Source organism: Ruegeria sp. EL01 (assembly GCF_900313035.1).
Classification (GTDB): Bacteria; Pseudomonadota; Alphaproteobacteria; order Rhodobacterales; family Rhodobacteraceae; genus Ruegeria.
The window spans coordinates 1-14,868 of record NZ_OMPS01000002.1; the positions used below are offsets into that span (position 1 = coordinate 1).

General features: G+C 53.9%; 18 protein-coding genes. 6 read left to right on the plus strand and 12 right to left on the minus strand.

The features are described 5' to 3' along the window. Positions 1–250: 250 nt before the first annotated feature. On the minus strand, positions 251–1,183 hold the full coding sequence (locus tag D9K61_RS01330; RefSeq protein ID WP_120631474.1) for an IS5 family transposase: 933 nt from the start codon (positions 1,181–1,183) through the stop codon (positions 251–253). 197 nt (positions 1,184–1,380) lie between these two features. Here D9K61_RS01330 and D9K61_RS01335 point away from each other — a divergent pair, with 197 nt between their 5' ends. Next, the gene (locus tag D9K61_RS01335) at positions 1,381–1,599 is read left to right on the plus strand and encodes a DUF3955 domain-containing protein (protein WP_162946689.1); all 219 of its coding nucleotides are present in this window, start codon (positions 1,381–1,383) and stop codon (positions 1,597–1,599) included. After that, positions 1,596–2,828: a S41 family peptidase gene (locus D9K61_RS01340; protein ID WP_120631476.1), complete on the plus strand. Its 1,233-nt coding sequence runs from the start codon at positions 1,596–1,598 to the stop codon at positions 2,826–2,828. The genes D9K61_RS01335 and D9K61_RS01340 overlap by 4 nt, the downstream gene beginning before the upstream one ends. Before the next feature lie 15 nt (positions 2,829–2,843). Here D9K61_RS01340 and D9K61_RS01345 read toward each other — a convergent pair whose 3' ends face one another. The 7 genes from D9K61_RS01345 to D9K61_RS01380 form a co-directional block, all read right to left on the minus strand. Continuing rightward, positions 2,844–3,224, minus strand: a complete 381-nt coding sequence (locus D9K61_RS01345; RefSeq protein WP_120631477.1) for a hypothetical protein — start codon at positions 3,222–3,224, stop codon at positions 2,844–2,846. A gap of 48 nt (positions 3,225–3,272) precedes the next feature. Beyond that, positions 3,273–3,968 carry a hypothetical protein gene (locus D9K61_RS01350; RefSeq protein ID WP_120631478.1) on the minus strand — a complete coding sequence of 232 codons (696 nt, stop codon included), beginning with the start codon at positions 3,966–3,968 and terminating at the stop codon, positions 3,273–3,275. Positions 3,969–4,020: 52 nt separating this feature from the next. After that, the gene (locus D9K61_RS01355) at positions 4,021–4,401 is read right to left on the minus strand and encodes a hypothetical protein (protein ID WP_120631479.1); all 381 of its coding nucleotides are present in this window, start codon (positions 4,399–4,401) and stop codon (positions 4,021–4,023) included. Between the two features lie 120 nt (positions 4,402–4,521). Continuing rightward, complete coding sequence (locus D9K61_RS01360) at positions 4,522–4,929, minus strand: hypothetical protein (protein ID WP_120631480.1); 408 nt, start codon at positions 4,927–4,929, stop codon at positions 4,522–4,524. A 53-nt stretch (positions 4,930–4,982) separates the two neighbouring features. After that, positions 4,983–5,255 (minus strand): hypothetical protein, encoded by a 273-nt coding sequence (locus D9K61_RS01365; RefSeq protein WP_162946691.1) that lies wholly within the window; start codon positions 5,253–5,255, stop codon positions 4,983–4,985. A gap of 81 nt (positions 5,256–5,336) precedes the next feature. Beyond that, the gene (locus D9K61_RS01370) at positions 5,337–6,596 is read right to left on the minus strand and encodes a S41 family peptidase (RefSeq protein ID WP_162946692.1); all 1,260 of its coding nucleotides are present in this window, start codon (positions 6,594–6,596) and stop codon (positions 5,337–5,339) included. A 593-nt stretch (positions 6,597–7,189) separates the two neighbouring features. Beyond that, complete coding sequence (locus tag D9K61_RS01380) at positions 7,190–8,083, minus strand: LysR family transcriptional regulator (RefSeq protein ID WP_120631484.1); 894 nt, start codon at positions 8,081–8,083, stop codon at positions 7,190–7,192. Positions 8,084–8,413: 330 nt separating this feature from the next. Here D9K61_RS01380 and D9K61_RS01385 point away from each other — a divergent pair, with 330 nt between their 5' ends. Together D9K61_RS01385 and D9K61_RS01390 are read left to right on the plus strand one after the other, a co-directional pair. Beyond that, positions 8,414–8,854, plus strand: coding sequence for a PhnD/SsuA/transferrin family substrate-binding protein (locus D9K61_RS01385; protein WP_162946693.1), 441 nt, complete (start codon positions 8,414–8,416; stop codon positions 8,852–8,854). 22 nt (positions 8,855–8,876) lie between these two features. Beyond that, positions 8,877–9,587 carry an IS6 family transposase gene (locus tag D9K61_RS01390; RefSeq protein ID WP_120631486.1) on the plus strand — a complete coding sequence of 237 codons (711 nt, stop codon included), beginning with the start codon at positions 8,877–8,879 and terminating at the stop codon, positions 9,585–9,587. A 73-nt stretch (positions 9,588–9,660) separates the two neighbouring features. On the opposite strand, the gene D9K61_RS01395 is transcribed toward D9K61_RS01390, so the two are convergent. Beyond that, positions 9,661–10,647 (minus strand): sterol desaturase family protein, encoded by a 987-nt coding sequence (locus D9K61_RS01395; RefSeq protein ID WP_120631487.1) that lies wholly within the window; start codon positions 10,645–10,647, stop codon positions 9,661–9,663. 101 nt (positions 10,648–10,748) lie between these two features. Between D9K61_RS01395 and D9K61_RS01400 the strand changes: the two genes are divergently transcribed. Continuing rightward, entirely contained in the window at positions 10,749–11,672 is a 924-nt protein-coding gene (locus D9K61_RS01400) for a LysR family transcriptional regulator (RefSeq protein ID WP_120631488.1), read from the plus strand. A gap of 284 nt (positions 11,673–11,956) precedes the next feature. Here D9K61_RS01400 and D9K61_RS01405 read toward each other — a convergent pair whose 3' ends face one another. The 3 genes from D9K61_RS01405 to D9K61_RS01415 form a co-directional block, all read right to left on the minus strand. Continuing rightward, complete coding sequence (locus D9K61_RS01405) at positions 11,957–12,211, minus strand: WGR domain-containing protein (RefSeq protein WP_120631489.1); 255 nt, start codon at positions 12,209–12,211, stop codon at positions 11,957–11,959. Then, a complete protein-coding gene (locus tag D9K61_RS01410; protein WP_120631490.1) occupies positions 12,198–12,767 on the minus strand; it encodes a recombinase family protein in 570 nt (189 codons plus the stop codon). The genes D9K61_RS01405 and D9K61_RS01410 overlap by 14 nt, the downstream gene beginning before the upstream one ends. 352 nt (positions 12,768–13,119) lie before the next feature. Beyond that, positions 13,120–14,004 carry a LysR family transcriptional regulator gene (locus D9K61_RS01415; RefSeq protein ID WP_120631491.1) on the minus strand — a complete coding sequence of 295 codons (885 nt, stop codon included), beginning with the start codon at positions 14,002–14,004 and terminating at the stop codon, positions 13,120–13,122. 75 nt (positions 14,005–14,079) lie between these two features. Here D9K61_RS01415 and D9K61_RS01420 point away from each other — a divergent pair, with 75 nt between their 5' ends. Continuing rightward, complete coding sequence (locus D9K61_RS01420) at positions 14,080–14,865, plus strand: class II aldolase and adducin N-terminal domain-containing protein (protein ID WP_254055644.1); 786 nt, start codon at positions 14,080–14,082, stop codon at positions 14,863–14,865. The last annotated feature ends 3 nt before the right edge of the window (positions 14,866–14,868 follow it).

Genomic DNA, 14,868 nt, shown 5'->3' on the forward strand with positions numbered 1-14,868 from the left:
AAGAGAAAGGCAAATAATAAGAGGAGAAGAAAAGGATGGTTTGGGAGGGTTTGAGAGGGGAGGAAAAGAAAACGAGGAAAGGGGGGATTTGGAAGGAATGGAGAAAGGAAACAGTTGAGACATTTGATGGGAAGGACGGTAAATGAGGCGGTGATACTGGATCACTGGGATGATGTGCAAAGGCTGACCGCCAGCGGGCTTTGTTGCACAAATCGGGGTGTGGTCGGACTTCCCCTTTCCCCGGACAGACTTATCCTACGGCCTCTGTGATGGGTATGCCAAGCGTGGTGTAGCGATTGAGCACGGCAACGCGGACTTGGATCTCTGCGACCTGGCGGTCGAAGTCCCGCGCCATGAGGCTTTGCCCCAGCAACTTCACGCAATGCATCTTTGTCTCGACCCGGCTCCGGCGGTGATAGCCGCTCCATCGCCGCCAGATAGCCCGACCGAGGTATCGCGAGGCATTGACGACCTCGTTCCGGGCGATGGCCCCGGCGCTCGTGGGTTTCCACGGTTTTGCATTCTTCCGTGGAGGGATGACGGCATGAGCGCCGCGGGCGGCAATCGCGTCATGGCAGTTCCGGGTGTCGTAGGCCCCATCAGCAGTCACTGATCCGACAACCTGATCAGGCGGGATTTGGTCAAGCAATTCTGGCAACATGGGCGCGTCGCCAACATTGCTGGTGGTGACCTCGACCGCCCGCACTTCCAGCGTTTCCTCGTCGATCCCTATGTGTATCTTTCGCCATATCCGGCGATTAGTGCCACCGTGTTTGCGGGCGTTCCACTCGCCTTCGCCCTCTGCCTTGATACCCGTGCTGTCAATCAAGAGGTTTAGCGGGCCGGTGTTACCGCGATAGGGCAGGTTCACGTTCAGTGTCTTCTGGCGGCGGCACAAGGTGCTGAAATCCGGAACGGTCCAATCCAGCCCAACCAGCCGTAGCAAGCTCTCGACGAACCCTGTAGTCTGCCGGAGCGGCATGCCAAACAGCACCTTCAGGGTCAGGCAGGTCTGGATCGCGGCTTCGCTGAATTGTTGCTGCCGCCCACGCTTGCCCGTTGGCGGCGGCGTCCAGACCATCTCCGGATCAAACCAAATCGACAGCGATCCGCGTTGCTTCAGCGCTGTGTTGTACGAAGGCCAGTTCCTGGTCTTGTACTTCGTAAGGGTCCAACTGCTCATGCCTCCCGGCTATCACGCTGGATTCATAGAGTGAATCCCCGGCGTGATTTGTGCAACAAAGCCGTGCACGGGCGTATTTTGATCCTAAGTTATTTCTTTCGCATCCGTCCGCCATAATTCGCCCACTATCGGTTTTGATGTCCATTGCAATCTTGTAGCTACATCAGATCGAACCTAGGTAATGAGAAGTGATTAGCGTGGCAAACGGAACCATAAATATGCGTATTTCACTCAAATCAATAGGTATTTTTCTAATCGTTTTAGCTTTGGTTTTCTGGCTGTGTGAACAGATTTTCTTTGGCGGCCTGACGGAAGATGGCTTTCTGGAAGAAAGCCTGTTTTTGCCGCTCGGGTATCTTATTGCCGCTACAGGTGCGGTCGTGTTGATTGTAAACTGGTATCGGAACCGAGGATGAAGAAGGCCAGGAAGTTTCTGTCTGGCATTGCTGTGACCGCGATGATGGCGCTGTCGGCCGTGGGGTCTGCGGACTCAAATCCTGACAGTCAAAATCAGGCAGTCCTGCGCGAAGTTTGCACCATAGTAGAACAAAACTTCTATGATACACAGATGAACGGAGTGAATTGGCAGGCGGTGTGCGACAGCTATGCGCAAACCCTTGAAGCCAAGAGCACCCCTGATGCGGTTGCGCGTCATATTGACGAAATGCTCTCGGCCTTAAACACGTCACATACGCGTTATCTTGGCCCGGATGATCCCTATCTGCCGATCATTCTGGATGTGTTTCGGGACAATGAAATCCTGTCAGAACTGATTTCCGGGCGTTTCGGTGACACTCGCCCCCAACTGCGCAGCATCGGCGTTCTGACCCGCTGGGATGGCGCAAATCATGTGGTGGATCAGGTTCTGAACAACGGTGCTGCCGCACAAAAGGGCGTTTATGTCGGTGATGTTATTGTGCAGGCGAACGGGCGAGCCTTTCACCCGACGCGCAGCCTTGCCACCCCCGCCGAAAATATCTCTCTGTTGATCCGACGCGGCAGCCGTGAACTACAATTTGCCCTGCCCATCAATCAGGCACCGGCGCTTGATGTCCTGAACGAGGCGACCCGAACCAGTTTCAGAATGATCGAAACCGAGGGTGCAAAAATTGCCTATATGCGGTTCTGGTCTCTGGCTCACGGGGCTCCTGCCCGGTTTCTGGCAGCACAACCCTATGAAAATGCCGATGCGCTCGTTCTGGATTTGCGCGGTGCGGTCGGCGGTGGAGGGCTTGGGTTGATCGATCTGATTGATCCCCCGATTGGGCGCGTCTGCACCGTGATGCTCGAGGGTACTTCCTGCAACGGCAAGAGCTTTGTCGGCAAAACTGTGTTGATCACCGATCATCATACCCGAAGCGCGGCTGAGCTGTTTGTATATGAATTCCTCAGGCGCGATCTGGGCACAACGGTTGGCACACATACGGCGGGCGCCGTCACCGGCGGTCGGTTGTTTCCTTTGTCAAACGGTGGGGCCGTTTACGTTGCTGTTGCTGGCTTGACCGTGGGCGGCACGGTATTGGAAGGCACAGGCATTGCGCCAGAGGCGGCTATTACAAATCCAGCCGCCTATGGCCCGGACATGGATGCACAATTGAAAGCTGCGGTCACGACTGCGCAAGGTCTGGTCACCGCAGCAAAGTGACGATAACACGATCTGTCAGATGCAACCATCCGGCAGGTCCGGTGAAAGGACGGTCGCAGTTCGGGCCAAAATCCGCCTTTCGTAGTCTTCAGCAAAACCATCCGTGGCCTGCGCAACATATCTGCCTTCAATCTGAACAAAGATGGGTTGGTAAGGGGTTCCAACCGTCGCCGCATGCTTCATAGAGGCAGCCTCCAAGGGCGTCAGCACATCCTGATCCCCATCCAGCCACACAACCGCATCGCTATTACAGGCCTGAAACGTCCTGACTTCCGGGCCATAGGTAAACGCACCGCGAAACGATGTATCCTCTTCGGCGGTTTGTTGACATCCCGACAAAACGGCTAGGCTCCCCGCCAGGATCGCGATTGTTTGAAATATGCGTGTGCTTTGCATTCTCTACCTCCTTTTAATATTTCGTACACCGGATCGCCGCCAACCCGGCTAATCATCGCCTGATGCCAACCGTTGTTTCAGCGTTGCGGAATGTTCTTTGTCCAAACTTAATCGTATCTCCCCCCCGGTGATCGCTTCGGCGATGTGAATGATGCGGACCAGTTGACCGATGAGGCGTATATTCATTTGCGTTCCAACAGAGCTTTTTGTGTAGGCTGCCAGTTCCTGCGCTTTTTCCTCTGACAACCTTATCTGCACAGATGGCGTGTCTGTTTCGAAGCCATATGTCAGAATATCCGCCTTTGAGATACCTATGGGGCCGAACATCAACAGGTTTTCCGGGGCTTGCCCGATTGCAAGAATGCCTTGCGTTTTGGGCCTTACGATCAACGATTTATTCGTATAGCCGCCGCTCACGTCCAACAAAAAATCCCCGGATAGTTCGTAGATCCCCCAAGCTGCGGGATCCCAATCATTCTGCGACATATATGATGCCGCGGCCTCTACCGTGGTAAAGGCCTGGCCGCCCGGGTAAAGGCCAAGAAACATCGGCCCGAACTTGACCACGACGCGTCCATCGGAAAGCGCCGAATCATAGCTTTGCAACTCTCCTAAAGAATAGACCGGAGTGCTGACATCTGTTCGAACGGTTGGTGTCGCGTTGCGCTGAAACTCAAAATACACCCCGCCAGCCACCGCCAGTAATAGCAGAGTTGCGATTGCAAGAATTCGCTTTCCTGTCATGGTGTCATGTCCTCAAACTTTCCAACTGGCTACGAAATGTCTTCACCTGACGTCACCATTCATCAGAGTTCCAGACGTGGGGGATCTCATAATATGCACGCAAATACCCGTCACGGGCCAGAAAATCAGGGATGGGATAACCTCGATCGACCGGGACCAGTATGTAAAACGCACCACCGTTTTCCCGGACGCGGACAGGGAATTGCCCCGATCCTTCTGCATAGTGTTCCTGAAGCAGGTTGGCCACTTCCTTTTCAGGAGGTGGATCACCCGCATCATTCAACAAAACGAGGTTCAGTCCAGTCCAGATAACGGCCGTATTCTCATCCAATGACATACTGCCGTCTGAATAGAATTTTCGATCAGGGGTACAGGTTTTGCAAATGCCCCTGTCGTCGCGCCAATGCTGCTCGAACACATCAAAGAAAACCATTTCGCGGCCAGCATCTGAACTTTCATAGTCAAACAAACCTGTCGCAGCTGGCTGGTGATCTTCAGGGACACAGCCAGACAGGAAAATGAGGCTGCAAAAAGTGTTATTAATCTCATAGTCTTACATTTCGTCCATACCAACAAACCAGCCATCTACCACCTGACCCTCGGCAAATTCCTCAAACAGAACGTTGCCAATTGAAACATTGTTTTCGATGATCCAAAGATCGCGCAACCGGACCCGGAAACTGGGGATTTCGCCTCCGGGATCAATGGCAATCACAGGCCTGTTCGGGTGCTGGAAGGTCAACAAATCCGCCGCAAAAATCACGCTGACCGCTTCCGGATCAAACGCCTCGCGCAGCCGGGTCTCATCAGCGCCCAGAAATTTCCGACCATCCGCAAACCGGACATGGGCGCGAAATCCATCCTTATTTACCCGCTGCGTCTCGGATTTCAGGTCATTCCAGCTTTGTTCGGGAACATTGGCAATAAGGATCAACGGGGTTTCATCAGGTGTATCGATCACAGGGTGTGCAGTTGGATTACAAGCCGTAAGGGCAATCAATGTCAGAGCAATACCTAACTGTCGCATACGCTCCTCAGATTGGGATCGAAAATAATCGGCCATCTCTGCCGAACACATAAAAACGCGTTTTCAACGGCCTGCAAGGCGTTGATCCCGAACGCCTCGGTGTAAAGCAGCATTTCGCCGGTTTTGTGTGTAAGCACTTCAACCGGGCAATAGAAATCGCCCGTCGATGCGGGGTCAGGAGCAGGCACACCAAGCCGCACATAGACAGGCGTTTCCTGCGCCCATTCATAACACTCGCCCTCAATCAGGGGTGGCGTCATGGGATAATGTGTATCGTTTTCCATACAGACAACATAAGATCGCTGCCGGAGAAATTTGAGGGAGCTATCTCATATTCCCCATCAATCAGTGGTCTTCGCGATCAACTCCAGAACCTGCGCCAGAACCCCATCATGGAAGTGGTGCAAATCCGGCCCGGACAGGGTGGCTTTGACTTGCGGTACGATCCCACCACGCTGATTTCGCTGATCATCTGCCACATCATGAACAATGCCAACAATGGAAAACTCGAATATGTGATCACTGTCCGGCAGAGCAAACACCGCCGAAACATCGCCGCTGTGATAGGCCGCCCCTCCACCGCTTTCCGATCCAACTATGGTGACATTCGGTTGGTGGGTTTGCAGCGTATAGGCCAGTTCAGTGGCCGCAGATACGGTTGAGCCATCCAAAAGGATCCAAATATGGCCCGCAAAGGTCGGCTGGGCGGGCTGCATATATTCTTCTAAAGGATCATCGGCAAAGCAGATCCCCTGAGGGCACGGCGATCCGCTGGGAAGTTGCTCAAGGAGACCTTTGATGTCTGCAGCGTTGCGCAGAGCCGGTTCCTGCGCAATCTCACGGCTTCTCAGAAACGTGCTGCGGCGCTGCGCATAAGGTGCGCCGGTTAGATGGTTGGCGAGGATCACAACCAACTCGCGATAACCACCGGGATTGGCGCGCAGATCAAGGATTACATTTTCCGCCCGATCACGGCGGGCTGAGGCCACCAGATCTTCGGCAAGAGCATCAAAAAACCCATCCGGCTGCGGGGTGTCAGGGGCAAAATCCACGATCCGGGAATAAAGCACCGGCTGATCCCCGGCCCGGAGGCTGGCATTGCAGCTGTCGCCCTGACAGATCTGATGGATCAGGTTGGCCGACACCTTGTTTTGCTGCATCACGGGCCAAGCCATCTCCAACGGCTCCGCCTGCAGAGTGTGTGATGTCGGGGTTTGGGCACCCACTGGCAGGAACGTCACTTTGTATTGATCCGTGAAATCAAGTTGGGCGCTCAGATACAGCGAAAACTCTGCTTCGATCGTTTCCGAACGGGCAAGGGTCGGGGCATCATCAACCGATGCAAACCCCAGCAAATCCAACAAAACGGCCTCAGAGGACTTGCCGTTGATTGCGGTGATTTCTGCCCCCGCAGGGATGTCGGCATTCCGCTGATCGGCATAAATGCGTCCTTCGCGGATCATGATCGCCAGCGGGAAAACAGCCAATTCCCCAAGCGTAGCTGACACGCAATTCGGCATGGGCAAGGACATATGCGCATCCTGATACCCCCCAATAACGCGCAGCATGTCGAAATAGCTCTGCACCGAGTCGGTTGACATTTTGAAGGTCCCTGGCGCAGCGTTTGCTGCGAAAGGGGTTGCCAAGCGAGGGTGGTATCTGTTCATCGTTGAGCGAACAAATTCAACATCCCGGTCGGTATAGGGCGCACAAGCGGTGGATGGTTCTGCCATCTGCGCAAATGCCGGGAGTTGAGCGCCTAACAGGCAGACACAGATTACCATGAGTATGCGAGGTAAATTCATAAATCAGTCCTTATGCTTGCACTTTAGATGGACCCTTTGCGCAAAGGACGCAATGCGGATCTGATGGAATGGATATCCCGTTCCCCGCGCAGCGTTCGGACTATACCTGTGGGGCGCTCTCGTGACGAACTTGTCCCATGATGCTTCCTTCCATTTCAAAGAACAGATCGAACCATCAAACCATGGGATCAAACACCTAACATGTGATGCGTTCACTTATTCAATTGTCGGACTGGTTCCGATGTATATGGGAACCTCAATTGGCCTGAAATTGCATGCAAGAATGTCGCGGGATGTCTTTCGCATGTCTGTTGTTGTCATGTTGGGGCTTTCAGGTGTCTTCCTTTTGCTACGACCGATCCTATCGTTTTGGTAGTTAGACCAAGCGATCAAATCATGTTCCAGAAATTTGCAGCCGTTTTGGGCAAGGGCCCGTTCGACTTGTATATCCTGATCTCAAGCGGAACGTTCCAACTTCTGTCGCCCGCCCTCGCCAGATCCGGATACTCATCGCCGTCAATCCCTTTTAACCTCAATCCCGAAATCCACGCGATGCCCAATCCCTGACTTGCAAGTGCCAGTAAATTGTCAGCAGCAGGTGACTCTGATTGTTTTTGAACGCGTGGATGCTCTCGCTTTCTGGTTAGTAAGGCTTCTACCATCCTACCCAACGCAGATGCTGGCGAATACTCAAGCAGCGGATTCGGGTCCGTCGACTTTCCCGGCAGCGTATATTTCGGTTGCCTCAAGGAGTCGACCATCGAAACCGGGATAAGCTCATCGCGACCAACGCATTTGCACTCAAATGAACGCTCGTCAAAACCAAGCAACTCAGTTCCGTCAGAATAACATAACATGAAATGGCACGACCCGTTTTCCAACTCTTTAACACAGTGTTCCAGATGATTAGCCTGTAAACTAATTCCTGTGCCACCTAGCTCAGCATGAATCGATCTGAACCAGTCTGGGAAAAACAAAATTGAAATTGTGTGTGTGCTGGAAAATTTGAGAATCTTGTCATCTTGCTTGTTAGACTGTAATTTGTTGCGACCCTGCCTAATCGATCGCATTGCGTCCTCAGCAAAAGGCTGAAACAACCGACCTTGTTCTGTCAACGAGACAGGATGCCTTTGTCGATCGAACAGCTCTGTCCCTGCCCAGCTTTCCAACGCACGAATACGCCGGCTGAGGGCTGGTTGCGCGACATTCCGACGGCGTGCGGTTCGCGAAAAACTTCCTTCCTCGCTCAACACGATGAAGTCTTCCAGCCAGTCTAGTTTCAAAGAATCATTGCCTTCTTGTTATCAAATTCGGGGGAAACCTCTTTGGGAAGTACCCTACTTCACCATAATAAATTGGAATACTTTCGCCAAGAAGTCATTTTCTAAGATGAACGCGTTCACCCGATAAGTTCTTCTTATGTCGCTATTAATAAATGTATTTTTCTGTCATCTTTCGACCAAAGTGCGCAAGCTTATGCGTACCATGCAAATCTATATTCGAAATCGGCATTGGCATCATGTAGCTGTAACACGCTTAAAATAGATGGATGCTATGGTGTGTGGCGCCGCGTCATATGTCAGTTCCGACTACGATCAGCACAGGAGATAGATGTGATTAAAAACCTGATAGCCGCGATTACGTGTACATTGTTGTCAGCAGGTGTACTAGCAGCAGATTCCCTGAAGTTCGGCGTTACCGACATCACCGGACTGGAATCGCTTCAGACTGAATATGGTGAATTCGCAGCGGCGCTGACAGAAGTTACCGGCAAAGAAGTTGAGTTCTTTCCTGTTAACAGCCGCACCGCCGCAGTCGAGGCGATGGCTGGCGGGAACGTTGACTTTATTCTGACCGGCCCTGCTGAGTACATCGTTTTCCGGGCTCGCGCCAAAGCAGTTCCTGTCGTGGCTTGGCAGCGCCTTGATTACTTCACTCAGATCGTGACCACAAATGACTCTGGCATCGGAACCATTGACGATCTCAAGGGTAAACGCATTGCGTTTGGTGATGTTGGATCAACTTCAACGGTATTGCCAAGTTGTTCAGGCTGAGTGATCCAGCTATGTCGCGCTAATGAACATTCCAACGATCATGCCACGCCTGAAGGGTTTTCGCTTTCCTCGCGAGATCATTGCCTACGCGGTTTGGGCTTACCATCGCTTTGCGTTGAGTACAACTGACGTCGAGGATCTGTTGGCTGCGAGGGGCGTGATCGTGAGCCGGGAAGCCGTTCGGCTTTGGGTCAATCGCTTCGGTCAGCACTTTGCAGATTGCATTCGCCGTGATCGTCCACGGCCAAACGACAAGTGGCACATGGACGAAGTCGTGATCATGATCCGTGGCAGGAAACACTGGCTGTGGCGCGCAATCGCCGCAAATGGCGATGTGCTCGACATTCTCGTGCAAACGCGTCGAAGCGCCAAAGCCGCAAAGCGCTTTTTCAAAGGGTTGGTTGGCAAATTTGGCGAACCCAGGGTCGTTATCACCGACAAATTGCGCAGCTACATCAAGCCGATCAACACGCTGGCACCGGACGCGGATCATCGCGCTCACAAGGGTCTCAACAACGCGATCGAAGTCTCCCATCGACCGACTCGCAAAAGAGAGAAGCTATTCGGTAAGTTCAAGTCTCACCGGCAGGCTCAGAGGTTTCTGTCTGCGCATGACCAGATCAACCTGATCTTCCGTCCCCGCCGATATCAACTCACCGCAAACTCATACCGCCACGCGCGTTCCGACGCATTCTACCTCCGGGACGATTACACTGAAGAAATGACGGCTTGATCCAGCCTCTGCCAATGCGTCACAAGCTCAGGTCAATAACTTGGCAATACCTTTGACTGTCATGCCACCCATATCACTTGGCCCCGTTTGTAAATTTCTTGCGGCGTTCGCGGATTTTCGCGTCAGATTCCACAGTGCCATCATGAAATGAACCAAACCACTTGTCCCAAGGCAATTCGAGCGAGCCATAGTTACATTCAAAATAGCGGTGGTGCATCTGGTGGTGAAACGTCCCCAGCTTGAGGCGGTTTTTGTCCTTGACCACCATGCCTTCAAAGCCCGTATGCGTGGTCGCTGCCGTCAGCGCGTAATATTGCAGATGGAACAGAATATGCACCGGATGCGCCGCCACGACAAAGTGGATCAGCACCGATCCGAGAAAGATGAGGTGTTCGACGGGGTGCATCGCCATCCCCGACCAAGGACCAACGTTGATGTTGCGGTGATGAAGCGCGTGGACGTGCTTGTAGAAGAACGGGATGTGCAGGAACCGGTGAATCCAGTAGAAATAAAAGCTTTCCCAGATAGGGATCAGCAGAAATAGCGCAATGAACGAGATCGGGTGCGCAGCCCATGTCAGCATCGGTGCATAGCCATTGGCCATCGCCCAGAACATCAGCACCTCATAGAACGTCCAAACCGTAACGCCGCTGGCGATGGTCCAGAACATGTTGTCACGGATTTGCCCGCCTAGCGTGAACTGCCGCCCGTTTTTCATCAGTGGGCGCGGGTCGTATTTCAACTCCTGGCCCTGTTTGGTGAAGGTATAGAAATAGAGGTGCAGCCCTCCGGCCACGAGCGTCATCAACGCGACGTTGCGGATGAACATTTCAGCGATCCAGCCGAATGCGAGCGTTTGCGTTTCTTCTAGCGGCGGTTGAAACCAGTAAAACGAAATGCAGGCAATCGCGACGATGATCAATCGTACGGTGATGAAGAACCACGAGTTCCAGAACCACGCGACCATCGCTATTGGGCGTGGCGGCCAGCTAAAGAATGGCGACACTTGTAGCGGCACCTTTGGCGTGTGGTTCCAGCCTTTGAGTGGTGCGTCAGACATCAATCACCTCCTAGACAGACAGCCCGATAACTTTGGCATGTTTTGTTTCGACGGAAAAATAGTATTAAAAGACCAACATCATCATAAACTCAGAGATAGAGATGCCGCTGACTCTAAAAGCCATGGAGTATTTCACCACTGCCCTGCGTCATGGCAGCATTGTCAAAGCGGCGGCAGAGCTGAACATTGCAGCCTCTGCTGTATCCAGCGCGATTGATCAGGTCGAGGCGGAATTTGATCTGACCTTGGTGATCCGCCAACGTGCACGGGGGATTCAGGCGAACGCGGCGGGGCGAGATGTGGCGCGCAAGTGCGAACGTTTGCTTGAGGACTATCGGTCACTTCTCATCGAAGGGACAGAACTGAAGCAATCGCAAACCGGGACCCTGAGGGTTGGCTACTATGCTCCCATCGCGCCCGCGTTCCTTCCGCAAGTTTTTGATGTTTTCTTGTCCAACAAGACAGATGTCACGCTTGAGTTGGAAGAATGTAACAACGATCACGCACAGGACGGGCTGCTCAACGGGACATACGATGCCATTTTGTTTGTCGCAGAAGGTGTGCGGCCCTCCATCGAATTTGACACTTTGATCACGGCTCCGCCGTACTGCTTGCTGCCACAGTCCCATCCATTGGCAGACCAGGATGCAGTCACGATGGCTCAGATTACAAAGGAACCTTTGATCGTGCTGAACCGCCCCGTTGCGGCCTCGTATTACGAGGGTCTGTTTCAATCCAGCACACGGCAAGCGCCAGTCGCGGCCTATGCGAATTCGACCGAAATGGTCCGCAGTCTTGTCGCCGCAGGGCGGGGATGCGCCATCCTGAACATGCTGCCTTTAACGTCCGAGACTTATGGCGGTGCGGCCGTCGTCGCGCGCCCGATTTCAGATACTTTGCCACCGCTGACGCTGGCCCTCGGTTACGACAGCGCGCGCCCAAGGCGGATCGTTCAAGACTTCGCGCAAGCCTGCCGCGATCACTTCATTGAATCTGGGCCAACTCGATGTGTTATCTCGAGCTAGTCCTAGATAAGCAGCCATTGGGGCGCATGCAGCGAAATGGTGCTATGTCCGCGACCTGTTAGTTGCCCCCACGATCCTTGCTGCATGTCCTTTGAACGGCGGGTTTTCACGCCGCCTTGCAGAGGCACCGACAATGCGAGCGCGGCAGAATTTGCGCTTCGTGCGCGCGCAGCGAGATTTTGACACTTCCGCTCAGGGCTCTATTTCCTCTTTCGCCGCGATCTGAACGAACGGTTGCTATCGGGAAAACGTGATATGAACGGGCAGAGGCCTCGCCCTTAGGATCACACAGTGAGCTGATAGCCCCGCTTTTGTTTTGCCCGAAAGAGGGCAATCATAGCGTCGGCTGCACTACCAGCGTCCACGAAACAGTCGATCCTATGCTGTCCTTGGGTGCCGATGCGGCCCCATTCGCGTAGCAGTGAAACCCCACCAAAGAGATCGGGCAACAACCGCAGCCGATAGAACCGGTACATATTGGCGTCAAAGTCAACACGCTCAATACGGATGTCCTCTGGGAACAGATCAAGCTGTTGCATCGGATGAGGCCTCCCGCATGACACGGCTGATCGTGGAGCGATGGACATTGAACAGGCGCGCGGCCTCCGCCTCGGTGCGCTTGCCGGATCGCACCAGGTCGCGAATTTCTCGACGCTGATCGTCTGACAGCTTCGGCTTGCGCCCTGGGTGGCGTCCCTTCTTGCGGGCGCGTTCTAACCCGGCGCGGGTGCGTTCGCGGATCATCTCGCGCTCGAACTCGGCGAAGACACCCACCATCTGCATCATCATGCGGCCTGCGGGCGTCGTCGTGTCGATGGTTTCCGTTAGCGACCGGAACCCGGCTCCGACTGCATCGATCTTCTCCATGATGGAAAGCAGGTCTTTCAGTGATCGCGACAGCCGGTCGAGCTTCCAGACAACAACAACGTCGCCATCGCGGAGCTGGTCAAGCATCCGGTGCAGCTCTGGTCGATCCCAACGTCCGCCAGACGCACGTTCCTCGAACATGCGCTCGCATTTAGCATCGCGCAGCGCATCAAGTTGCGCGGCGGTGGCCTGGTCGTCTGTCGATACACGCGCATAGCCAAAGTTCATGTGTAGAGTGTTGCGCTTTCTTGTTGCTCAATCAAGTGAATTCGCAACATATTTTCGCAACAATCGGAGGGTAGGGCAGGGGGCTTGCACATCCGATGCTGGCGTGCCTGTTTTTCTTGGGGTTCTGTGGGGCCGATGGGCTGTCCGGTCTCAGAGGGCAGGGTGCGTGTTGCGCAGCTGACCGTTTTTGACACAAGGGTTCTGGCAGGGGGTTTATGTCTACCTGTGGCCTTAATGGAACGGTCAGCACGTATCTTCGAGAGCCTGTCCAGCGAATTCGTTGGGATGTATAGGGTAAGCGATGACCTTTTGATGCTTAGAACACGCCGGTATTTAGCATAACTCGCTTTTCTTAATGTGACTCTGCCACCTCCTCTCTGATCCATTTGAGAAACGCTTCGCTCGCTGGCGTCGTTGTGTGAGGGGAAGGTGGCAGAAGGAAGTATCCTTCGTTCAACGGTGCCATGCCCGTAAAGGGCCGGACAAGTTGCCCGAGCTTCAAAAGATCGCGCACCAATGTGTCATGTGCCATCGTGATCCCGGCACCGTTCAGTGCCCCAGTAATGGCGATAACGTAAGTAGACACAAGATTGACCTCGCCCGCTCTGCCAAATTCCCGCCCGTTGGCGGCGAACCAAGCATCCCAGGTTCCGGTTGTGCCCGCGCAGTCAAAAAGAGTGGCGGTTGCCAAATCGAATTCACCGTCCTGATAGCCGGGAGCGCAGACAGGATAGAAATTGTCAGCGGGTAGGCGCTCTGCCGTATCGGAGATTTCTTCCGCCCTGCCGAACCGGATTTCCAAAGCAGCATGGGTAGCGTGGCGCTCCGGGTCCCAGATTGGCGTAACGATATTCAAAACCAGCCCCGGGTGGCGTGCGTAGAGCCGATACAAACGCGGCGCGAGCCAGAATACAGAGAAAGCCATGTTGCACTGTACATTCAATATCTGACCTGTTGCGCCGCCGGTGAACGCCTGGGTGCTTGCGGCGATCAGGCCAAAGGCTTCGCGAATGCCAGGTAGGTAGTTTGCGCCATCTTCTGTCAACTCTAGCACGCGGGTCTTTCGTATAAAAAGATCACGCCCAAGAAATGCCTCCAAACTGCGCACATGCTGACTGACCGCCGATTGGGTCATGTTCAATTCGGCCGCTGCACGTGTGAAGTTCAGATGGCGCGCGCTTTCTTCGAATGCTCTCAGCCATGTGAGGGGAGGCAGTTGAGATGGCAGATTGGTCATGTGCGATTAATCCAGTAGTTTTCTTAATAGATATACCCCAGATTCATCGTTTGTCACAAAATCCATAATTCTGGCATGTCCCATGTAGCTAAATGGGAGGCATTTATGCTGCAGCCACTGACTTCTCAGAACCTGACACATTGGGCCGAGCGCGTGGATATGGCGGCCGCATTTCGCTGGACTGTCCGGCTGAATTTGCATGAGGCCGTCGCGAACCATTTCAGCCTGGCCGTTAATGACAGCGGCACTCAGTTCCTGATGAATCCGAACCAGAGGCATTTCAGCAGGATCAAGGCATCGGATATGTTGCTGCTGGATGCCAATGACGTCAAGACGATGGATCACCCCGATGCGCCGGACCCAACGGCCTGGGGGTTGCACGGCTCTGTACACCGGACCTGCCCGCATGCGCGGTGCGTCATGCATGTGCATTCGATTCACGCCACGGTTCTGGCTTCGCTTGCGGATAGCACCCCGCCGCCCATCGACCAGAACACGGCGACCTTCTACAACCGCTATGTGATTGATGACCACTTTGGTGGGCTGGCCTTTGAAGAAGAGGGTGCACGCTGTGCCTCGCTTCTGTCCGACCCCAAGATCAAAGTGATGATCATGGGTAATCACGGCATTTTGGTGATCGGGGATACAGTCGCGGACACGTTCAACCGTCTCTATTACTTCGAGCGCGCCGCGGAAACCTATATCCGTGCGCTGCAAACCGGGCAGTCACTCCGGGTCCTCAGCGATGAAATTGCAGAAAAAACCGCACAGGAGCTGGACGATTATCCCGGTCAGGCAGAACGCCATCTGACCGAACTCAAGGCCATCCTTGATCACGAAAACTCTGACTACGCGAGCTGACTC

Bases quoted from the DNA above. Each gene is read 5' to 3' on its own strand.
- D9K61_RS01330 (WP_120631474.1), bottom strand. From the start codon at position 1,183: ATGAGCAGTTGGACCCTTACGAAGTACAAGACCAGGAACTGGCCTTCG.
- D9K61_RS01340 (WP_120631476.1), top strand. From the start codon at position 1,596: ATGAAGAAGGCCAGGAAGTTTCTGTCTGGCATTGCTGTGACCGCGATG.
- D9K61_RS01345 (WP_120631477.1), bottom strand. From the start codon at position 3,224: ATGCAAAGCACACGCATATTTCAAACAATCGCGATCCTGGCGGGGAGC.
- D9K61_RS01350 (WP_120631478.1), bottom strand. From the start codon at position 3,968: ATGACAGGAAAGCGAATTCTTGCAATCGCAACTCTGCTATTACTGGCG.
- D9K61_RS01355 (WP_120631479.1), bottom strand. From the start codon at position 4,401: ATGGTTTTCTTTGATGTGTTCGAGCAGCATTGGCGCGACGACAGGGGC.
- D9K61_RS01365 (WP_162946691.1), bottom strand. From the start codon at position 5,255: ATGACGCCACCCCTGATTGAGGGCGAGTGTTATGAATGGGCGCAGGAA.
- D9K61_RS01370 (WP_162946692.1), bottom strand. From the start codon at position 6,596: ATGTCAACCGACTCGGTGCAGAGCTATTTCGACATGCTGCGCGTTATT.
- D9K61_RS01390 (WP_120631486.1), top strand. From the start codon at position 8,877: ATGAACATTCCAACGATCATGCCACGCCTGAAGGGTTTTCGCTTTCCT.
- D9K61_RS01395 (WP_120631487.1), bottom strand. From the start codon at position 10,647: ATGTCTGACGCACCACTCAAAGGCTGGAACCACACGCCAAAGGTGCCG.
- D9K61_RS01400 (WP_120631488.1), top strand. From the start codon at position 10,749: ATGCCGCTGACTCTAAAAGCCATGGAGTATTTCACCACTGCCCTGCGT.
- D9K61_RS01405 (WP_120631489.1), bottom strand. From the start codon at position 12,211: ATGCAACAGCTTGATCTGTTCCCAGAGGACATCCGTATTGAGCGTGTT.
- D9K61_RS01410 (WP_120631490.1), bottom strand. From the start codon at position 12,767: ATGAACTTTGGCTATGCGCGTGTATCGACAGACGACCAGGCCACCGCC.
- D9K61_RS01415 (WP_120631491.1), bottom strand. From the start codon at position 14,004: ATGACCAATCTGCCATCTCAACTGCCTCCCCTCACATGGCTGAGAGCA.
- D9K61_RS01420 (WP_254055644.1), top strand. From the start codon at position 14,080: ATGTCCCATGTAGCTAAATGGGAGGCATTTATGCTGCAGCCACTGACT.